This is a genomic window from Pseudonocardia lacus, assembly GCF_018531445.1.
GTDB classification, from domain to species: Bacteria; Actinomycetota; Actinomycetes; order Mycobacteriales; family Pseudonocardiaceae; genus Pseudonocardia; species Pseudonocardia lacus.
Genome location: NZ_JAHDTH010000161.1, coordinates 1 through 19,228, shown reverse-complemented (window position 1 = coordinate 19,228; position 19,228 = coordinate 1). Strand labels below are relative to the sequence as shown.

Below are 19,228 nucleotides of genomic sequence, written 5' to 3'. Positions count from 1 at the left end.
GGCGCGACGGGAGCCGCGACGGCCGGTGCCGGGGCCGAGACGACCGGCACGGACGCCGCCGCGCGGACCGGCGTGACCGGGCTGGCCGGGTTGCCGGCGGCCGCGCTGCAGAACAACGCGATGACCGCGGTCATCACGGTCAGTGAGAATGCGCGAACCACCCGCATGGCGAACCCCCCCCAGGTCGAGGGCGGCTTCGGCGGGGCCGGGCCGCTCCCCCAGAAGCATCCGCGCCGCGAGCGGGATGATCAAGCCCGGACAGTGGCACGGAACACTCACGATCGAGTGAGCGAAGCTACCGAACCGAGAACATCCCGGGCCGTCCCGTCGGCAACGGGACGATCAGCGTCGGGTCAGGATCGGGTCACGGGAGCGGCGGCGCGGCGTGCTCGACGGCCGCGAGCTGGGCCTCGGTCAGCTCGAAGTCGATGGCGGAGTACTCGCGCAGCTTGCTGAGCCGGTGGTAGCCGTCGACCATCCGCACCGTCCCCGACTTCGAACGCATGACGATCGACTGGGTGGTGCAGCCCTCCGCCCGGTAGTGCACGCCCTTGAGCAGGTCACCGTCCGTGACGCCGGTGGCGCAGAAGAACACGTTGTCGCCGCGGACCAGGTCGTCGGTGGTGAGCACGCGCTCCAGGTCGTGCCCGGCGGCGACCGCCTTGGCCCGCTCCTCGTCGTCGCGCGGCCAGAGCCGGCCCTGCATCGCCCCGCCCATGCACTTCATCGCGCAGGCGGTGATGATCCCCTCCGGGGTGCCGCCGATGCCGTAGAGCAGGTCGACACCGGTACCGGGGCGCGCCGCAGAGATCGCGCCGGCCACGTCGCCGTCGGAGATGAAGTGGATGCGCGCGCCGGTCCGGCGGATGTCCTTGACCAGCTCGGCGTGGCGGGGCCGGTCGAGCACGCACACCACCACGTCGGCCACGCCGATGCCCTTGGCCCGCGCCACGCTGCTGATGTTCTCCGCGACCGGCTTGGTGATGTCGATGGCGTCGGCCGCCTCCGGCCCGGTGGCCAGCTTCTCCATGTAGAACACCGCCGACGGGTCGAACATCGCCCCCCGCTCGGCGACCGCGAGCACCGCGACCGAGTTCGGCATGCCCTTGGCCATCAGCGTGGTGCCGTCGATCGGGTCGACGGCCACGTCGCACGACGGGCCCTCGCCGTTGCCGACCTCCTCGCCGTTGTAGAGCATGGGCGCCTCGTCCTTCTCGCCCTCGCCGATCACGACCACCCCGCGCATCGAGACGCTGCCGATCAGGTGGCGCATCGCGTCGACGGCCGCCCCGTCGCCGCCGTTCTTGTCGCCGCGCCCGACCCAGCGCCCGGCCGCCATGGCCGCCGCCTCGGTCACCCGGACCAGCTCCATGGCGAGGTTGCGGTCGGGGGTCTGGCGGCGGCGTTCCTGCTGGCTGGCGGTGGTCATCTCGGCGGCCTCCTTCTCCCACGGCGTTGCACTCGCGGCGCCGGTCGGCGGGCACGTGGGAACCGCCCGATCCTGGCAGACCGGACGCCCCCGCGCGCCACCCACGAGACGAGGCGCACGCCCGCCACCCCCACCCGTCGAGAACGACGTTGTCGTTAAAAACTGGGCCAAACTATCACTACAACGTCTTTCTCGACGGGACCGGGGTGCGCGGGCCGACGTGACGGCAGGGCCCTCCTCGCAGGGGGTGTGGGCGCGCGGCGCGCGCCCCGAAGCACCCGCTTCGCGGGCGCGCCCGCACGAGCGTGGCTCCCGTCCAACCTGGTCGCACGAGCGCGGCTTTCGGCCAACCAGCGCCGTCCCGGCGGGGTGCGCCGTCTCGGTGGGACGATGGGGGTGTGAGCAGTGAGCACGACCCCGCCCCGCCGTCGAAGCCGCCGCGCTCGGCGTTGTCGGTGCGCGACATGCTCGTCGCGCTGGCGGTCCTGGTGCCGGTGATCCTGCTGCTCGGCGGGCTCACCAGGGCGTGCTCGTTCTCGCCGGGTGGGCCCACGGTCGACCCGTCGCGGCTGCCGGTGGCCGACGTGGCCGCCGAGCTGGGGCCGATCGCGCGGACGGTGCCGTTCCCGATCCGGGTGCCCGACGTGCCGCAGGGGTGGCGGGCCAACAGCGTCGACCAGGACCGGGTGGGCGCCGACGGCGCCGCCGACGCGCGCCGGGCCGTTCGGGTGGGCTACCTCACCCCGCAGGGCCGCTACCTGCGGGTCGTCCAGTCCGACGCCGACGAGGCCGGCCTGCTGGCCACCGAGACCGGCCCGGAGCCGGTGCCGGGCACGGGGGTCCGCGAGGTCGCCGGGCTGCGCTGGGTGGTCTACGCCCGCGAGGACGACGAGCCCATCTGGATCGCCGAGGTCCCCGGCGACGTGCCGAGCCGAGCCCTGATCACCGGCAGCGGCTCCGAGGACGACTTCGCCGCGCTGGCCACGGCCCTCGCCAACGGCGGACCGGCCTGAGCTCAGGACCCGTCGAGGACCTTCTGGACGCGCTCGCGGGCCCCCGCCAACTGCTCCTCGCAGCGGCGGGCCAGCGCCTCGCCGCGCTCCCACAGCGCCACCGACTCGTCCAGGCCGAGGCCGCCGGCCTCCAACGCGCGCACGACCTCGGTCAGCTCGTCGCGGGCCTGCTCGTAGCCCATCGTGTCGACGGCCGGGCGCTCGGTCATGGCGTGCTCGCTCTCTTCTCGCGGGGGCGCCCCTTCGTACCCGCCCCGCCGACGACGGCCGCGACGGCCCCGTCGGCGACCCGGATGCGCAGCCGCTCGCCCGGGGCGACCTCGTCGACCGAGCGCAGCACCGGCAGCGGCTCCCCGGACCCGTCGACCGCCGATCCGCCGGCCGGCACCCGCTGCACCACGGCGTAGCCGCGGGCCAGGGTGGCGGCCGGGCCGAGCGTGGTCAGTCGGGCCCGGACGTGCTCCAGGTCGCCCGCGCGCCGGTCGAGCCCGCGGACCAGGCAGGCCCGCCCGGACTCGCGCAGCCGGGCGACCTCCTCGGCGCGGGCGTCGAGCGTGCGCAGCGGATCGGCCAGCGCCGGGCGCCCGCGCAGCGCGGCCAGCAGGCGCTCCTCGCGGTCGACCCAGCCGGCCAGCGCCCGGCGGGCCCGGTCGCGCAGCCCGGCGATGCGGGCGGTCTCCTCGGCCAGGTCGGGCACCAGCCGCCGGCCGGCTTCGGTCGGTGTGGAGCAGCGGACGTCGGCGACGTGGTCGACCAGCGGGGTGTCGGGCTCGTGCCCGATCGCCGACACGACCGGTGTGCGGCAGTCGGCGACGGCGCGGCACAGCGTCTCGTCGGAGAACGGCAGCAGGTCCTCCACGCTGCCGCCGCCGCGGGCCAGCACGATCACGTCGACCTCGGGGTCGCGGTCGAGCACGCCCAGCGCGTCGACGATCTGCGCGACGGCCAGCCCGCCCTGCACCGCCACCGACTCGATCCGGAACCGCACCGCGGGCCAGCGGGCCTGCGCGTTCGTCACGACGTCGTGCTCGGCCGCCGACGCCCGCCCGGTGATGAGCCCGATGCAGCCCGGCAGGAACGGCGGGCGGCGCTTGCGGGCCCGGTCGAACAGGCCCTCGGCGGCCAGCAGTCGGCGCAGCCGCTCGATGCGGGCCAGCAGCTCACCGATGCCGACCGCGCGGATCTCGTCGACGCGCAGGCTCAGCGTGCCCCGGCCGAGGAAGAACGACGGCTTGCCGTGCACGACGACGCGGTTGCCCTCGGCGACCGCCGGGCCGCCCTCCCTGACGAGCCCCATGGGCGCGGTGAGCTGCAGCGACACGTCCGCGGCCGGGTCGCGCAGGACCAGGAACGCGGTGCCGGTGCCGGCCCGGGCGGTGACCTGGGCCAGCTGGCCCTCCACCCACACCGACCCGAGCCGGTCGACCCACTCGGCGATCTTGCGGGCGACCGTGCGCACCGGCCACGGCTGCTCGGCGGTCGGCGGTGCCGTCACTCCGCGGTGACCGTCGCGATCCGGTTGGTCAGCATCGTCACGAACGGCGGGCGGTTGCCGTGCGCGAGCTCCCAGTCGAGCAGGACCTGCAGGTCGTCGGCGCTGAGCCGGCGCAGCCGCCCGCGCAGCTGCGGGACCGTCATCTCCGCGAAGCCGGGCAGGACGTTCGGACCCGCACCGCCCGTCGGGGCGGGCTCCGGCTCGGGGGAGCCGGCGAGGTCGGCGGCGGCCGGCGGCGCCGACGGGAGGTCCTCCGCGGTCGGTTCCAGGGTGGCCGAGCCGGCCGCGGCCGCAGCGGTGGCCGAGGCGGCGACCCCGGCCGACGACGGCTCGGGCTCGGGCTCGGGCTCCGTGCGCGCCTGCGGGCGCAGCTCGGTGACGCTGCTGCGGCCGTTGCGCCGGGGCGGGAGGTCCTCGTCGAAGGTGGCCCAGCTGGGCTTCTCCTCGACCGGGCGCAGCGCGCCGAGCGCGCGGTCGCCCTTGATGGCCAGCTCGGTGACCTTCTGCTGCACGCGCATCGACGCCTGCAGCACCTGGCTGACCGCGGTGACCGGCAGTTCGACGACCGTCCGCGGCAGGTTCTGCGCCTGCTCGACGGCGGTGGCGACGAGGCCGGCGGCGATCCGCACCGGCAGCGGCAGCGGCTTGTTCCGCTCGGTGTCCCTGTCGTCCATGAGTCCAGTGTTCCCCATGCGCACGGGGTTCCCCATTTCGCCCGTCAGCTGTTGTGACGTCGGCGGCGAACGGTGTGACCTCCGGTTTCGTGGCGCCGGACTCGTCGCCGCGAGCGGCCCGCGCGGCGCACGTACGCTGGGTGCCATGCCCGAATCGAGCAAGCGCGTCCTGCTGGCCAAGCCCCGCGGGTACTGCGCCGGCGTTGACCGGGCCGTGGAGGCGGTCGAGCGGGCGCTCGACCAGCACGGCGCTCCGGTCTACGTGCGCAAGCAGATCGTGCACAACGTGCACGTCGTGGAGACGCTGCGCGAGCGCGGCGCGATCTTCGTCGAGGAGACCGACGAGGTGCCCGAGGGCGCCATCGTGGTGTTCTCCGCGCACGGCGTCTCCCCGGCGGTGCGCGAGCAGGCCCAGCAGCGCAACCTGCGCACCATCGACGCCACCTGCCCGCTGGTGACCAAGGTCCACCAGGAGGCCAAGCGCTTCGCCCGCGAGGACTACGACATCCTGCTGGTCGGCCACGAGGGCCACGAGGAGGTCGAGGGCACCGCGGGGGAGGCGCCGCGGCACATCCAGCTGGTCGACTCGGCCGACGACATCGCCGGCGTCTCGGTCCGCGACCCGGAGAAGGTCATCTGGCTCTCGCAGACGACGCTCAGCGTCGACGAGACCATGCAGACGGTGGACGCCCTGCGCGACCGCTTCCCCACGCTGCAGAACCCGCCCAGCGACGACATCTGCTACGCCACCCAGAACCGGCAGGTCGCGGTGAAGGCGATGGCCCCGCACTGCGACCTGGTGCTGGTCGTCGGCTCGCGCAACTCGTCGAACTCGGTCCGCCTCGTGGAGGTCGCGCTGCAGGCCGGGGCCGGCGCCGCGCACCTGATCGACTACGCCCGCGAGATCGACGAGAGCTGGCTCGACGGCGTCGAGACCGTCGGCCTGACCAGCGGCGCCTCGGTGCCCGAGGTGCTCGTCCGCGGCGTCCTGGACCACCTCGCCGAGCGCGGCTGGGAGTCCGTCGAGGAGGTCACGACCGCCGAGGAGACCTTGACGTTCGCCCTTCCCCGCGAGCTGCGTCCGAAGCGGGCCGGCGCCGCTCGCTAGCCGGCTTGTCGGCGTCGGCGCCCGTGCCGGGTGCCTTCGCCGCCGCCCCCTTCTGCGGAGCCCCCTTCTGCGGAGCCTTGGCCGCCCCCTTCGCGGCCGTGCCCTTCGCCGCCGCCCCCTTCTCCGGGGCCTTCGCCGACGCCGCCGGCTTGCGGGCCGGCCTGCCCTTCGCCTTCGCCGGCGTCAGCGGCCGCTGCACGACCAGCCGGACCAGCCCCAGCAGCAGCACCGCGCCGGTGGTCCAGGCCATGATCGGGAACGCGTTGACCAGCGGCGCCCCGATGACCAGCAGCTGCTCGGTCATCCCGGCGCCGGGGGCGGGCGTGCCGGCCAGCAGCACGATCGCCGGCACCGCCACGCCGACCAGCAGCGGCGGCTGCACCATCGGCCCGAACAGCCCGCCCCGGCGCACCCAGGCCACCGCGAGCACGCAGCCGGCGACGAAGCAGACGGTGAACACGGTGCCCAGGCTGCCGATGCGCATCAGGTCGACGAACACGCCGACCGCGGTGAGCACCGTGGCCATGCCGATCGCGCCCACCGGCGGCAGCCCCAGCACGCCGGCCAGCACGGACCGTTCTGCCATGGGCCACCGCCCGCCGGACGGGCGGACGTCGCGCGCGGTCATCCCGTCACGGTAGCCCTGCCCTCCGGCCAGCCGCCCGGGCCAGCCTGCCCGTCATGGCCCGCGTCACCCCTTCCGGGGGCGTCGTCGTCGCGGACCGCGGGCTCGGCGCGCACCACCCCGTGCAGCGGGATCAGCGAGTCGGCCGCGGAGGCCACCAGCTCCGGCGCGGAGATCGTGCGCGGGGTGCGCTCCACCTGCCCCGGCTCGACCAGCTCGCCGTCGGCGACGGCGAGGTCGGTGAGCTTGCGCGCGGTGACCAGCACCCGCGCCTCCAGCGAGGAGACCGTCTGGTTGTAGCTGCTCACGGCGGTGTCCAGGCTGCGCCCCAGCTTCGCCACGTGGGTGCCCATCGTGGCCAGCCTGCTGTGCAGCTCCTTGCCCAGCTGGTGCACCTGGGCGGCGTTGCGGGCCAGCGCCTCCTGCCGCCAGCTGTAGGCGACGGTGCGCAGCAGCGCGATCAGCGTGGTCGGGGTGGCGATCACGACGTTGTTGGCGAAGGCGTACTCCATCACCGACGGGTCGGCCTGCAGCGCCGCCTCCAGGAACGGGTCGCCCGGCACGAACAGCACCACGAACTCCGGCGAGGGCGTGAACACCTCCCAGTAGCTCTTGGCGCTGAGCTGGTCGACGTGGGTGCGCAGCTGGCGGGCGTGCGCGGTGAGCCGCTCGCGGTGCACGTCCGGGTCGCGGCTCTCCACGGCCTCCAGGTACGCCGCGAACGGCACCTTCGCGTCGACCACGACCTGCTTGCCGCCGGCCAGCCGGACCACCATGTCCGGCCGCACGCCGCCGTCCTCGCCCTGGCCGACGACCTGGGTGGAGAAGTCGCAGTGCTCGACCATGCCGGCCAGCTGCACGATCCGCTCCAGCTGCAGCTCGCCCCAGCGGCCCCGGACCTGCGGCGCGCGCAGCGCGTTGACCAGCTGCTTGGTCTCGTCCTGCAGCCGCTCGGAGCTGGAGCGCATCGCCACGACCTGCTCGCGCAGCCCGGCGTAGGCCGACTCGCGCTCCTTCTCCACCGCGCGCAGCTGCCCCTCGACCTTGGCCAGCGTGGCCGCCACCGGGTCGAGCAGGCTGCCGATCGACTTCTCCCGGGCGGCGGCCTCGCCGTCGGCCTTGGCCTGCAGCTCCTTGATCCGACCCTCGGCCAGCGCCACGAACTGCTCGTTGTTGCGGGCGAGCGCGTCGGCCGACAGCGCCCGGAACGCCTCCTTGAGCTCGGCGTCGCGGCGGGTCAGCAGCTCCTCGCGCTGCGCGGAGGCCTCCCGCTCGCCGCGCAGGGCGGCGTGCGCGGCCGCGGCCTCGGTCTGCGCGTGACGGGCCTCGTCGATCGCGCGTTCGTGCTGCTCGGTGAGGGTGGCCAGGCGTTCGAGCAGCGCGGCGCGCTCGGCGCGCAGGCCGGCGGCGTCGGCCCGGGCCATCGCCGAGGCGTCGGCCGCGGCCCGGCCGGCGTCGGCCCGGGCGACCTTGGCCCGCGTCGACAGCAGCAGCCAGACGGCCCCGGCGCCCAGCAGGGCTCCGACGGCCAGTCCGAGCAGCAGCAGGGGGACGGAGGTGGTCGACACGTCACCGAGGGTGCATCGGGCCCGCGGGGGATCCGCAGTGGACGCGCCGGGACGGGCGGATGAATCGGCGAACGGTCGAACGCATGATCGAGGAGGCCCCCCGCCGGCCGCGTCGGCGGGGGGAGGGGAGGGGCAGCAGCGGGCGGGAGGTCAGCGGGGGGACTCGTGGGCGATCAGCCAGCGCTTGGCCGGCAGGCCCCACCGGAACCCGCCCAGCGTGCCGTCGGTGCGCAGCACCCGGTGGCACGGGACGAACAGCGCGGCCGCGTTGCGCGCGCAGGCCGACGCCGCCGCCCGCACCGCCGCCGGGCGCCCGGCCTTCGCCGCGTACTCGGTGTAGGTGACCGGGGCGCCGGCCGGGACCGTGCGCAGCACGTCCCAGGCGTGCTCCAGGAACGCCCCCGACCGCTGCCGCACGGGCACGTCGTCGACGGCGGACAGGTCGCCGTCGTGGTAGCGGGTGATCGCCGTGCCGACGGCGCCGAGGTCGCCCTCGACCAGCTCGGCCGGGCGCAGCGAGAGGTGCACCTGGGGCATCAGCTCGTCGAGGGAGGCGGTCCAGCCCGAGGCGAGCACGGCGCCGTCGGCGTCGACCACCGCGGTGAAGGGGCCGATGGGGGTGTCGTGGGTGGACCAGGTAGCGGTGTTGATCATCGCGGTGCTCATGTCGTCCTCCGGGGAGTGCGGGTGGCGGCGGCGCGCCACAGGTGGGTGGCGGCGTAGGACCGCCAGGGGGTCCAGTTCGCGGCGCGCGCGGTGAGCCCGTCGACGGTGCCGGGCAGGCCCAGCGCCTCGGCGCCGCGGCGCACGGCGAGGTCGGTGGCCAGCAGCTCGTCGGGGTCGCCGAGCAGCCGCATGGCCAGGTAGCCGGCCGTCCACGGCCCGACGCCGGGCAGCGCGGTGAGCGCGGCGCGCAGCTCGGCCGGGTCGCGACCGGCGTCGAGCACGAGCGAGCCGTCGGCGATCGCGGCGGCCATCCCGAGCACGGTCGCGATCCGCTTGGCCGGCCCGCGCAGCACCTCGCCGCCCCGGTCGGCGATCACGTCCGGGGTGGGGAACAGCCGCGCGGGGCCGTCGGCAGCGAGCGCCGGCGGGAGCTCCTCGCCCAGCGCCGCCGCCAGCTGCGTCGCCGCGGTGCGGGCCGCGGCGACCGACACCTGCTGGCCGAGCACGGTGCGCAGCGCCGTCTCGGCGCCGTCGGCCGTGCCGGGCAGCCGGATGCCGGGCACCTCGGCCACCGCCGCGGCCAGCGCCGGGTCGGCGCCCAGCACGTCGTCGACGGCGGTCGGGTCGGCGTCGAGGTCGAGCAGCCTGCGGATGCGGGCCACCGCGGGGCCGAGGTCGCGCGGGTCGCCCAGGCGCAGCGTGGCCAGCACGTGCGCCGGGCGGGGTTCCAGCGCGACGGTGGCCGGCCCGTGCGGCAGCCGCAGCGTGCGCCGGTAGGCCGTGGCGGTGACGTCCTCGACGCCGGCGACGGCGCGAGCGGCGAAGAACGCCAGCAGCCCGTCGGCGTCGAACGGCGCCCGGAACGGCAGCCGCAGCACCACCGTGCCCGCCGTGACCGGCGCCGCGCCCCGCCTGCGGCCGGCCTCCTCGCGCAGCCGGGTCGGCGGGACGCCGTAGACCTCGCGGACCGTGTCGTTGAACTGGCGCACGCTGGCGAACCCCGCCGCGAACGCCACGTCGGCCATGCCCAGCGGCGTCGTCTCGATCAGCAGCCGGGCGGTGTGCGCCCGGTGCGCCCTGGCCAGGGCGAGCGGCCCGGCCCCGAGCTCGGCGGTGAGCACGCGGTTGAGCTGGCGCTCGGAGTAGCCGAGCCGGCAGGCCAGCCCGGCGACGCCGTCGCGCTCGACGACGCCGTCGGCGATGAGCCGCATGGCGCGGGCGGCGAGGTCGGCGCGCAGGTTCCAGTCCGGTGAGCCGGGCACGGCGTCGGGCTGGCAGCGCCGGCACGCCCGGTAGCCGCGCTGCTGCGCGGCGCCCGCGGTGGGCAGGAACTCCACGTTGGACCGCTTGGGGGTAACGGCCGGGCAGGACGGCCGGCAGTAGATGCCGGTCGTGCGCACGGCGGTGATGAAGTGCCCGTCGAACCGCGCGTCGCGGGAGGCGACGGCGCGGTAGCAGGAGTCGTGGTCGAGCAGCACGACGACGACTCTGCCAGCGCAGCCGATCCGGTTCTAGCGGAAATCGGACACGGCCGTGACGCCTGTGATGAGAGGTCTCTCATCCGGTTCTCACCCCGCGACCACGCCGCGCCGACCAGGCTGGCACCGTGCGCGCCCCACTCGTCTTCGCGGCCCTGGTGCTGGCCGTCATCGGCATCGTGGTGGCCTCGATCAGCCTGCTCGGCGGCTCCGAGCCGCCGTCCCCGCTGCGGCCGATCACGGTCCAGGCGCCGCGGGTCCAGCCCGGCGCGCCGCCGACCGGGTCGGTCGAGCCCGCCCCCCGCGACGAGGACGGCTACGTGGCGCCCCCGCCCGCCCTGGACGACGATGACGATGACGACGACGACGGGCCCGACGACGATGACGGTCCCGACCCCGATGACGGCGACCCCGATGACGGCCCCGATGACGGCCCCGATGACGACGACTGAGCCCCGCACCCGCCGGGAGCCCGCGAGGACAGCGATGCCGCCCACCCCGGCCGACCCGACCCCCGACGGGGGCCGCGCGCGGTGGCGGCCGTCCGGCCCGCCCACCGCCCGCACCCGGATCATCGGCTGGGTCCTGCTGCTGGTGCTCGGCGCGCTGGCCGTCATGGTGTTCGTGACGTGGCGGCTGCTCGTGCAGACCACCGACGACCGCATGGACGACGGGCTGCGCACCGAGGTCGACGAGTTCACCGAGCTCACCGCGTCCGGCGTCAACCCGCGCACCGGGCTGCCGTTCCGCACCGTCGACGAGGTCATCGGCGAGGCCATCGCCTACAACGTGCCCCGGCCCAACGAGAAGTTCCTCGGCTACGTCGACGGCGCCTACCGCACGCAGAGCCGCCTGCAGCCGGGGGCGCCGGAGGTGCTGTCCGACGACCCGGCGTTCGCGGCGCTGGTCGCCACCGTGCCCGCGCCCACCCGCGGCACCTACGAGAGCCCGGTCGCGGGTGAGGTCCACTACCTGGCCATCCCGCTCACCCTGGAGGGCGACCCGGCCCGCGGCGTCATCGTCGCGGCCTACCTGGCCGACGCCGAGCGCGCCGACGCCGACGAGGCCGCCCGGCTGATGCTGCTCGTCGGCGGCGTCACGCTGCTGGGCGGCGCGGCCGCGGCGTGGCTGGTGGCCGGGCGCATCCTGCGGCCGCTGCGCGACGTCGCCACCACCGCCCGCTCGATCACCGACACCGACCTGTCCGTGCGCATCCCCGACGGAGGCGAGGACGACGAGCTGGGCGACCTCGTGCGCACCGTGAACGCCATGCTCGACCGCGTCGAGGGCGGCGTCGCCGCCCAGCGCCGCTTCGTCGACGACGCCGGGCACGAGCTGCGCACCCCCATCACGATCGTGCGCGGGCACCTCGACGTGCTCGACCCGACCGACCCCGACGACGTCCGGGCCACCGTGGCGCTGGTCGACGACGAGCTCGACCGGATGAACCGGATGGTGTCGGACCTGCTGCTGCTGGCCCGCTCCGAGCAGCCGACGTTCCTGCGGCCCGAGCCGACCGACGTCGCCGCGCTCACCGAGGACGCGTTCGTCAAGGTCGCCGCGCTCGACGACCGCGAGTTCGCGCTGGAGGCGGTGGCCCGCGTCGACGCCGTCCTCGACCCGCAGCGCATCACCCAGGCCCTGGTCGCGCTGGCCGACAACGCCTGCCGGCACACCCGCCCGGGCGACCGCGTCGCGCTCGGCTCCCGGCTGTCCGGGGGCGAGCTGCGGTTCTGGGTGTCCGACACCGGTCCCGGCGTCGCCGAGGCCGACCGGGAGCGCATCTTCGAGCGGTTCGCCCGCGGCTCCGACGTCGCCCCGCGCTCGGAGGGCGCCGGGCTCGGGCTGGCGATCGTCCGGGCGATCGCCCTCGCCCACGGCGGCGACGTGCTGCTCGACAGCGCGCCCGGTTCCGGCGCCGCGTTCACCCTGGTCCTGCCGGCCGTCACCGCCATCGGCTTCCGCGCAGCCCCGCCCGAGGAGACCCCGTGAGCCGCATCCTGATCGCCGAGGACGAGCCGCGGATCGCCGCGTTCGTGGAGAAGGGGCTGTCCGCGAACGGCTTCGCGGTCACCGTCGTCGGCGACGGCCACTCGGCCCGCGACTACGCCATGACCGGCGGCTTCGACCTGATGGTGCTCGACATCGGGCTGCCCGGCGTCGACGGCTTCACGGTGCTGCGCGACCTGCGCGCCGAGCGCAACCCGATCCCGGTGATCGTGCTGACCGCCCGCGACAGCGTCCAGGACACGGTCGCCGGGCTGGAGGGCGGCGCCGACGACTACATGGCCAAGCCGTTCCGGTTCGAGGAGCTGCTGGCGCGCGTGCGGCTGCGGCTCGCGCCCGAGCGCACCGCGGAGCTGACCGTGCTCTCCCACGGCGGCCTCCAGCTCGACCTGCGGACCCGGCGCGCCCGCGTCGGCGACCGCACCGTCGACCTGTCCGCGCGCGAGTTCGCGCTGGCCGAGACGTTCCTGCGGCACGCGGGGCAGGTGCTCAGCCGCGAACAGCTGCTGAGCCACGTGTGGGGCTACGACTTCGACCCCGGGTCCAACGTGGTCGACGTCTACGTCCGCTACTTGCGGCGCAAGCTCGGGGCGGAACGGATCGCGACGGTGCGCGGGATGGGCTACCGGCTCGACGCCGTCAGCTGACCCGCCTGGTGCTGCTGTGCGGCACCGATCAGCTCGTCGAGACGGTCGCGGGTGGCGGACAGGTCGCGCAGTTGGGCGTCGATGCGCTCCCGCTGCTCCCGCAGGCGCTCGACGACGTCGTCGGTGACCAGGCCCGAGTGCACGCAGGGCAGGAACCCGACGAGCGCCGCGCTCGACAGCCCCGCCGCGTACAGCGACTGGATCCAGCGGACCCGCTCGACGGCGTCCGGGCCGTAGCGGCGCTGGCCGCCGGCGGAGCGCTCGGAGACCAGCAGCCCGTGCTCCTCGTAGTAGCGCAGGGCCCGGGTGCTCACGCCCGTAGCCGCCGCCACCTCCCCGATCCGCACTGGTGGCCTCCCTCACGTGAACTTGTCCCTGACGCCAACGTCAAGTCCTACCGTACCGGTCGTGGGGGCGAACACGTCCGGACGAGCGACATGCAGGAGGAACGATGCGCATCGAAGGTGCAGTCGCACTGGTCACCGGCGCGAACCGGGGGATCGGCCGCGCATTCGCGCGCGAACTGACCGGACGTGGCGCGGCGAAGGTGTACGCGGCCGCCCGGAACGCGGACTCGGTCGACCTGCCCGGGGTGGTGCCGCTGGCGCTCGACATCACCGACCCCGAGCAGGTCGCCTCGGCTGCCCGGGCGGCCTCGGACGTCACGTTGCTCGTCAACAACGCCGGCATCGCGACCTACGGCGGCCTGGTCACCGGCGACCTCGCCGACATCCGCCGGGAGATGGAGACCAACTACTTCGGCACCCTGGCGATGGTGCGCGCGTTCGCCCCGGTGTTGGCCGCCAACGGGGGCGGCGCGCTGCTCAACGTGCTGTCGGTGATGGCGTGGCGCGGGCTGGAGTACGCCAACGGCTACGGGGCGTCCAAGGCCGCGCAGTGGGCGCTCACCAACGGCGTGCGCGTCGAGCTGGCGGGGCAGGGCACCCAGGTCACCGGGCTGGTGCTGGCCAGCACGGACACCGACATGATGGCCGGCTTCGACGTGCCCAAGAACCGGCCGGAGGACGTCGTCCGGGACGCGCTCGACGGGGTGGCGGCCGGACGCCTGGAGGTGCTGGCCGACGCCGACAGCGTCGGGATGAAGGCCGCGCTGTCCCTGGACCCCGCCGAGGTCTACCCCCAGTCCGTCCACGCCTAGCCCTGCCCCGTCTTCGGAAGCGCCCGACCGAACGCAAGGAAGGCTTGCCGGCATCAGACGCCGGCAAAGTGGCCTTCCTCGCGTGTGGGGAGGGTCCGTCAGCCGTCGGCGTCGTCGGGAGCGTCGTCGGGAGTGTCGTCGGGGGCGTCGGGCGCGTCGGGGGTGTCGTCGACGTCATCGGCGGGGGACGCGGCGTCGTCGGGGCTCTCGAACGGCGAGTCCGCCGACTCCGGCGACGGGTCGGCGGGCAGCGGGGCGAGCGGCGCGGGCGCGTCCTGGGCGGGCGCGCTCACCGCGACGGGGCGGGTGTCCTCGCGGCGCTCGTCGTCATCGTCGGCGGCGGCGGCGAACGCCACCCCGGCGCCGGCCGCGCCGATGCCGGTGAGCGCGGCACCCAGGGTGACGATCTTCCACAGAGCCATGTCGTTCTCCTGTTCGGGGTTCTTCGCTGTCCGGGACCAGGTTTCCGAGCAGCGGTGAGCGCTGGGGGAGAACGGGATGAGGGCGTTCTCATCCGAGTCGCTGCGTCATCCGAGCCACTGGCGTCATGTGAGCCACTGCGCGGCGAGGTCGAGCCGGGCGCGGGTGTGGCCGTCCCAGCCGGGCTGCTGCACGCGGAACGGACCGGTGGCCAGCCCGAGGACGGCGGCGGCGATCCGGGCCCGCAGCTGCCGGCCGTCGAACCGGCCCTCGGCGTGGGCCAGCAGTTCGGCGCCGTAGCGGCGCGCGGATTCCGGCCGGCGCTCGTGCAGCGCCCGCACCGACAGGTGGGCCAGGAGGGTGGCCCACTCGTCGATGCGGTGGCCCGGGCCGGCCGTGTCGACGTCGAGCAGCCCGGTGACGGTGCGGCCGTCGGCCAGGAGTTGGCCGTCGTGCAGGTCGCCGTGCACGGGCACGGTGGGGTGCTCGCCCGGGTCGACGGCCTCCAGGGTGTCGACCAGTGCGTCGACGGCGTCGCGGTGGGCCGGCGCCGTCAGGGTGAGCACCGCGGCGAAGTGGTGCACGCGCCGCAGGTGCGCGGCGCGCTCGGGCAGCTCGACCAGCTCGACCAGCTCGGGCGGGAGCGCGTCGAGCACCGCCTCCAGGTCGGCCGGCGCGGGGACCGGCGCCTCGCGCCCAAGCAGCTCCCGGACCGGTGTCCCCGGTTGCTCGGGCAGCACCACCAGCCCGTCCGGCGTGGACGCGAGCACCGGCGGCACGGGCAGGCGCCCCGCGAGGAGGTCGTGGCGGGCCACCAACGCCGCGACCGCGGACGGCCGCACCACCTTCAGGAACAGTCGCGGCCCGCCCCCGGCGACCTCCAGCACGGCCCGCCGTCCCGGCCGGTACGCCCGGACCCGCACCCGCGCTCCGGCGTCGCGCGGCACGCCGGCGCCGGCGAGCACGTCGCGCACCCGGTCCGGGTCGGCGGCCGCCGCCAGCACGGGCAGCGCCGGGTCCTGCGGCCACCGCCACACGCCCACCTCGACGGTGCTCCCGTCGTGCTCACCGCTCAGCACGGCCGCCCCGGTCGGGATCCGCCCGCCGGTCGTGGCGGCCAACGCCTCGGTGGTGCGCCGCCCGTCGGCGCGCTCGACGTCGGCGCGGTACTGCACGACCGTCGCCCCGCCCGGCTGCACGGCGACGGTGGCGACGCGCAACGCGTGCAGCCGCCCCCGGTAGCCGCCCAGCGCCGTGGCCAGCACGTCCGGGGCGTCGGGGCCGAGCAGCAGGGCGAGCGGGGCCGTCGTCATCGGCCCAGGCTGCGGCCCGTTCCGGGGACCGCGGTGAGAGCCCGATGAGAGGTCTCTCACCGCCGGGTTCGCGTGCCTGCGGGTCCCGCGGCGGACGCGACTACCCTGGTCGTCCGTGTCCCTCACCCTCGGCATCGTCGGCCTGCCCAACGTCGGCAAGTCGACGCTGTTCAACGCGCTGACCCGCAACGACGTGCTCGCCGCGAACTACCCGTTCGCCACCATCGAGCCCAACGTCGGCGTCGTCGCGCTGCCCGACCCCCGCCTCGACGTCCTCGCGGGCATCCACAAGTCGGCCAAGGTCGTGCCCGCCGTCGTGTCGTTCGTCGACATCGCCGGCATCGTCAAGGGCGCCTCCGAGGGCGCGGGCCTGGGCAACAAGTTCCTCGCCAACATCCGCGAGTCCGACGCGATCTGCCAGGTCGTACGCGTCTTCGACGACCCGGACGTCGTCCACGTCGACGGCCGCATCGACCCCGCCTCCGACATCGAGACCATCTCGACCGAGCTGATCCTGGCCGACCTGCAGACCCTGGAGAAGGCGGTCCCGCGGATCGCCAAGGAAGCCCGGATGCAGAAGGACCGCCGCCCGGTCCTGGAGGCAGCCGAGGCCGCCGTCGAGATCCTCAACGCGGGCCGCACCCTGTTCGGTGCCGGCGTCGACCCGGAGCCCCTGCGCGAGCTCAGCCTGCTCACCACCAAGCCGTTCCTCTACGTCTTCAACGCCGACGAGGGCGTCCTCACCGACGAGGCCCGCCGCAAGGAGCTCACCGAACTCGTCGCCCCCGCCCAGGCGGTGTTCCTCGACGCCAAGGTCGAGGCCGAGCTGCTGGAACTCGACGAGGAGTCCGCCCGCGAGCTCCTGGAGTCGATCGGCCAGGAGGAGCCGGGCCTGCACGCACTGGCCCGCGCCGGCTTCACCACCCTCGGCCTGCAGACCTACCTGACGGCCGGGCCGAAGGAGGCCCGGGCCTGGACGATCCACCGCGGCGACACGGCCCCCAAGGCCGCCGGCGTCATCCACACCGACTTCGAGCGCGGGTTCATCAAGGCGGAGGTCGTGTCCTACGACGACCTGGTCGAGGCGGGCTCGATGAGCGCGGCGAAGGCGGCGGGGAAGGTGCGGATGGAGGGCAAGGACTACGTCATGGCCGACGGGGACGTGGTCGAGTTCCGGTTCAACGTCTGATCCGAGCATCTGCATCAAGTGCTCGGAGCGATCCACGCCATGCGGAGCTGCGAGTTCTGGCCGGACGAGCTGTCCTACGCCGACGCGGATCTGCGGCACGTCCGCGACCATCGGCAGGTGACCGACGCCTACCTGGTCGGTCCGGCCGCAGGTCGGCGGGGCGCGAAGCGGGCGACCATGGACGAGGGCTTGTGCCAGGACCAGCCCGAGCGGACCCTGCTGCTGCCGCGGATCTGACGGGCGTGGCGCACCACCACCGGCCGCACCTGATGACGGCGATGGGCCGCCGGCGTCACTGCGATCCCGCGGCCACCAGCCGTGCGGTGATGGGCCCCAGTTCGGCGACCAGCTCGTCGAGCTCGGCGGGGGAGAGCGCCTCGTACGGCGGGGCGGCGAGCTCGTCGGTGAGGGCCTCTATGCGCTGCTTGGTCTCGCGGCCGGCGTCGGTGAACCGGCCGTCGGCGTCGAGGAGCCCGCGTTCGCGCAGCCCGTCCATGACCTCGGCCAGCCGCTTCTTCGGCAGGTGGTGGATGCGACCGAACGACTCCGGCGGGTGGATGCCCATGTCCAGGGCGGACAGCACGTGGGCCTCCGTGCCGCCGATGCGCGCTCCGACCAGGGCGGCGACGTGCCCGTCGCCGCGGTGCTCGCGCAGCATCGTCGCGGAGTGCCACAGCCGGGCGACCGGGTCGCTCGGCACCGGGAGGGAGCGCATGCCGGCGTACATCACCCGGCCCGCCGTGGACGCGCTCGTCGCGGCCTTGGTGGTCAGGTCGGCGGCGCGCACGAGGCCGGGGGAGCCGGCCAGGTCCGCGCCGATGATCCGCCGCACGGACGCCGCGCTGCCCCGCTCCCGGGCGGCGACCGACGCCTCGGGCGGGATCGTCGCCCACGCGCCCGGGATGTGCCGCGCGGCCTCGCCGTCGGCGAAGCTGTAGAAGGCCGCGTGCACGACCTCCGCCGGCACCCGGCCCAGCGGCGCGGCCCGGCTGGCGAAGTACCCGTCCCAGTAGGTGCGGTGGCCGAGCGCGGCCATCTCCTCGTTGCACTCGTCGGCGGAGTAGGTGACCAGGCAGATCGGCTCGAGGAGCTCGAACATGCGGCGGGCGGTCGTCGCGGTGGGCATGGCTGGTCGGACCCGGCGGGCGCCCCGGACTCATCGGTGCCGTGCGGTCGGTCGGGTCGGTGGCGACAGGCGAGGCGACCGCGCTGCGGGCGGCGATCACGCCGAGCTGGCGGCCCGCCCGGATGGCTGGGCAACGCGGGTCCCGCGCGAGGGCCGGCGCGGCGGATGCAACTGCGACCGAACGGTCCTGGCCCGGACGGGTGCCGCAAGGTCCTGCGCCTACGCCATTCGGAGGCACAACGTGGCCGCTTCGCTACCCTGCGTCAGCGTCGGGGCGTAGGGTTCCCCATCTGGGCCATCCGGTACGGGGGAGGCGATGAGACCCATGACCACGCACGACGAGGACCCGGCGGGCGAGCTCGACACCACGACGCCGCACTCGGCCCGCATCTGGAACTACTGGCTGGGCGGCAAGGACAACTTCGAGGTCGACCGCCGGGCGGGCGACGACTACGCCGTCGTCTTCCCGCAGATCATCACGATCGCCCGCGAGTCGCGGGCGTTCCTGGGTCGCGCGGTGACGTACCTGGCCGGCGAGGCGGGCGTCCGGCAGTTCCTCGACGTCGGCACCGGCCTGCCCATCGCGGACAACACCCACGAGGTGGCCCAGCGGGTGGCCCCGGGCGCCCGGGTCGTGTACGTCGACAACGACCCGCTGGTGCTGGCGCACGCCCGGGCGCTCCTGGTCCCGGTGGTCGACGGGGCGGGTACGACGGAGTACGTCCACGAGGACATGCGCAACCCCGAGCAGTTGCTGGCCAAGGCGTCGAAGGTGCTCGACCTGACCCAGCCGGTCGCGGTGATGTTCATGGGCTCGCTCGGTCATGTGCAGTCCCTGGAGGAGGCCCGGCGGGTGGTGGGGGTGCTGCTCGACGCGGTCCCGGCGGGCAGCTACCTGGTGGCCGAGGACGGGTCGGCGGCGCAGTCCGCCGAGACGTTCCAGGAAGCGCAGGACGGCTACGACGAGACGGGCGCGGCGCCGTACGTGCTCCGCACGCCCGCGGAGATCGAGTCGTTGTTCGACGGCCTGGAGTGGGTGCCGCCGGGGTTCACCTCCCTCCCGCTGTGGCGGCCCGCCCCCGACCCGGACCTGGCGCGGATCGGGACGTCGGCGGAGCCGATCGACGTCTACGGCGGGGTGGCCCGCAAGCCGTAATGCGCCACGAGGCGCTTCGTTATATCCCCGTCATAGACGGGAAGGACTCGGGAGGAGGTCCTTGGGTCTGATGGCTCACCTGGATCCGAAAGGTGAAGGGGACAGTAGCATGCCAGGAAAGCGGTAGTCATGCTCAGGCGTATGAGGTGACGTGC

General features: G+C 74.9%; 21 protein-coding genes. 9 read left to right on the top strand and 12 right to left on the bottom strand.

Going from position 1 to position 19,228, the window contains the following annotated elements:
* Positions 1-364 precede the first annotated feature (364 nt).
* Positions 365-1,429 (bottom strand): class II fructose-bisphosphatase, encoded by a 1,065-nt coding sequence (gene glpX, locus KIK08_RS27835; protein WP_214406235.1) that lies wholly within the window; start codon positions 1,427-1,429, stop codon positions 365-367.
* A 398-nt stretch (positions 1,430-1,827) separates the two neighbouring features.
* Between glpX and KIK08_RS27830 the strand changes: the two genes are divergently transcribed.
* Complete coding sequence (locus KIK08_RS27830; RefSeq protein WP_214406234.1) at positions 1,828-2,442, top strand: DUF4245 domain-containing protein; 615 nt, start codon at positions 1,828-1,830, stop codon at positions 2,440-2,442.
* A 2-nt stretch (positions 2,443-2,444) separates the two neighbouring features.
* On the opposite strand, the gene KIK08_RS27825 is transcribed toward KIK08_RS27830, so the two are convergent.
* Genes KIK08_RS27825 through KIK08_RS27815 form a run of 3 tightly spaced genes read right to left on the bottom strand, consistent with a single transcriptional unit; the run spans position 2,445 to position 4,611 of the window.
* Positions 2,445-2,651, bottom strand: a complete 207-nt coding sequence (locus tag KIK08_RS27825; protein WP_214406233.1) for an exodeoxyribonuclease VII small subunit — start codon at positions 2,649-2,651, stop codon at positions 2,445-2,447.
* A complete protein-coding gene (gene xseA / locus KIK08_RS27820; protein WP_214406232.1) occupies positions 2,648-3,937 on the bottom strand; it encodes an exodeoxyribonuclease VII large subunit in 1,290 nt (429 codons plus the stop codon). Before xseA ends, KIK08_RS27825 begins: the two co-directional genes overlap by 4 nt.
* A complete protein-coding gene (locus KIK08_RS27815; protein WP_214406231.1) occupies positions 3,934-4,611 on the bottom strand; it encodes a lipid droplet-associated protein in 678 nt (225 codons plus the stop codon). Before KIK08_RS27815 ends, xseA begins: the two co-directional genes overlap by 4 nt.
* 145 nt (positions 4,612-4,756) lie before the next feature.
* On the opposite strand from KIK08_RS27815, the gene KIK08_RS27810 reads away from it, so the two are divergent.
* The gene (locus tag KIK08_RS27810; RefSeq protein ID WP_214406230.1) at positions 4,757-5,719 is read left to right on the top strand and encodes a 4-hydroxy-3-methylbut-2-enyl diphosphate reductase; all 963 of its coding nucleotides are present in this window, start codon (positions 4,757-4,759) and stop codon (positions 5,717-5,719) included.
* On the opposite strand, the gene KIK08_RS27805 is transcribed toward KIK08_RS27810, so the two are convergent.
* From KIK08_RS27805 to KIK08_RS27790, 4 genes are all read right to left on the bottom strand, one after another.
* Positions 5,643-6,305: a DUF6542 domain-containing protein gene (locus KIK08_RS27805; RefSeq protein ID WP_214406229.1), complete on the bottom strand. Its 663-nt coding sequence runs from the start codon at positions 6,303-6,305 to the stop codon at positions 5,643-5,645. The two genes, KIK08_RS27810 and KIK08_RS27805, sit on opposite strands and share 77 nt — an antisense overlap.
* Positions 6,306-6,343: 38 nt before the next feature.
* The gene (locus KIK08_RS27800) at positions 6,344-7,912 is read right to left on the bottom strand and encodes a DNA recombination protein RmuC (RefSeq protein ID WP_214406228.1); all 1,569 of its coding nucleotides are present in this window, start codon (positions 7,910-7,912) and stop codon (positions 6,344-6,346) included.
* A 150-nt stretch (positions 7,913-8,062) separates the two neighbouring features.
* Entirely contained in the window at positions 8,063-8,578 is a 516-nt protein-coding gene (locus KIK08_RS27795) for a methylated-DNA--[protein]-cysteine S-methyltransferase (RefSeq protein WP_250557944.1), read from the bottom strand.
* Positions 8,575-10,056, bottom strand: coding sequence for a DNA-3-methyladenine glycosylase 2 family protein (locus tag KIK08_RS27790; RefSeq protein WP_214406227.1), 1,482 nt, complete (start codon positions 10,054-10,056; stop codon positions 8,575-8,577). Before KIK08_RS27790 ends, KIK08_RS27795 begins: the two co-directional genes overlap by 4 nt.
* A 128-nt stretch (positions 10,057-10,184) precedes the next feature.
* On the opposite strand from KIK08_RS27790, the gene KIK08_RS27785 reads away from it, so the two are divergent.
* Genes KIK08_RS27785 through KIK08_RS27775 form a run of 3 tightly spaced genes read left to right on the top strand, consistent with a single transcriptional unit; the run spans position 10,185 to position 12,710 of the window.
* On the top strand, positions 10,185-10,508 hold the full coding sequence (locus KIK08_RS27785; RefSeq protein WP_214406226.1) for a hypothetical protein: 324 nt from the start codon (positions 10,185-10,187) through the stop codon (positions 10,506-10,508).
* A gap of 34 nt (positions 10,509-10,542) precedes the next feature.
* Complete coding sequence (locus KIK08_RS27780; RefSeq protein WP_250557943.1) at positions 10,543-12,048, top strand: sensor histidine kinase; 1,506 nt, start codon at positions 10,543-10,545, stop codon at positions 12,046-12,048.
* Entirely contained in the window at positions 12,045-12,710 is a 666-nt protein-coding gene (locus KIK08_RS27775; protein WP_214406224.1) for a response regulator transcription factor, read from the top strand. Before KIK08_RS27780 ends, KIK08_RS27775 begins: the two co-directional genes overlap by 4 nt.
* On the opposite strand, the gene KIK08_RS27770 is transcribed toward KIK08_RS27775, so the two are convergent.
* A complete protein-coding gene (locus KIK08_RS27770; RefSeq protein WP_308257936.1) occupies positions 12,686-13,042 on the bottom strand; it encodes a MerR family transcriptional regulator in 357 nt (118 codons plus the stop codon). The genes KIK08_RS27775 and KIK08_RS27770 overlap by 25 nt on opposite strands.
* Positions 13,043-13,161: 119 nt before the next feature.
* On the opposite strand from KIK08_RS27770, the gene KIK08_RS27765 reads away from it, so the two are divergent.
* Entirely contained in the window at positions 13,162-13,869 is a 708-nt protein-coding gene (locus tag KIK08_RS27765) for an SDR family oxidoreductase (protein ID WP_214406222.1), read from the top strand.
* A gap of 98 nt (positions 13,870-13,967) precedes the next feature.
* Here KIK08_RS27765 and KIK08_RS27760 read toward each other — a convergent pair whose 3' ends face one another.
* Both KIK08_RS27760 and KIK08_RS27755 read right to left on the bottom strand, forming a co-directional pair.
* Positions 13,968-14,291, bottom strand: coding sequence for a hypothetical protein (locus KIK08_RS27760; RefSeq protein WP_214406221.1), 324 nt, complete (start codon positions 14,289-14,291; stop codon positions 13,968-13,970).
* Positions 14,292-14,414: 123 nt separating this feature from the next.
* On the bottom strand, positions 14,415-15,602 hold the full coding sequence (locus KIK08_RS27755; RefSeq protein WP_214406220.1) for a phosphotransferase: 1,188 nt from the start codon (positions 15,600-15,602) through the stop codon (positions 14,415-14,417).
* Between the two features lie 115 nt (positions 15,603-15,717).
* On the opposite strand from KIK08_RS27755, the gene ychF reads away from it, so the two are divergent.
* Together ychF and KIK08_RS27745 are read left to right on the top strand one after the other, a co-directional pair.
* Positions 15,718-16,791, top strand: coding sequence for a redox-regulated ATPase YchF (gene ychF / locus KIK08_RS27750; RefSeq protein WP_214406219.1), 1,074 nt, complete (start codon positions 15,718-15,720; stop codon positions 16,789-16,791).
* An 18-nt stretch (positions 16,792-16,809) separates the two neighbouring features.
* A complete protein-coding gene (locus tag KIK08_RS27745; RefSeq protein WP_214406218.1) occupies positions 16,810-17,028 on the top strand; it encodes a hypothetical protein in 219 nt (72 codons plus the stop codon).
* Between the two features lie 55 nt (positions 17,029-17,083).
* Here KIK08_RS27745 and KIK08_RS27740 read toward each other — a convergent pair whose 3' ends face one another.
* Complete coding sequence (locus KIK08_RS27740; RefSeq protein WP_214406217.1) at positions 17,084-17,890, bottom strand: SCO6745 family protein; 807 nt, start codon at positions 17,888-17,890, stop codon at positions 17,084-17,086.
* A 352-nt stretch (positions 17,891-18,242) separates the two neighbouring features.
* Between KIK08_RS27740 and KIK08_RS27735 the strand changes: the two genes are divergently transcribed.
* Positions 18,243-19,073 (top strand): SAM-dependent methyltransferase, encoded by an 831-nt coding sequence (locus KIK08_RS27735; protein WP_250557942.1) that lies wholly within the window; start codon positions 18,243-18,245, stop codon positions 19,071-19,073.
* The last annotated feature ends 155 nt before the right edge of the window (positions 19,074-19,228 follow it).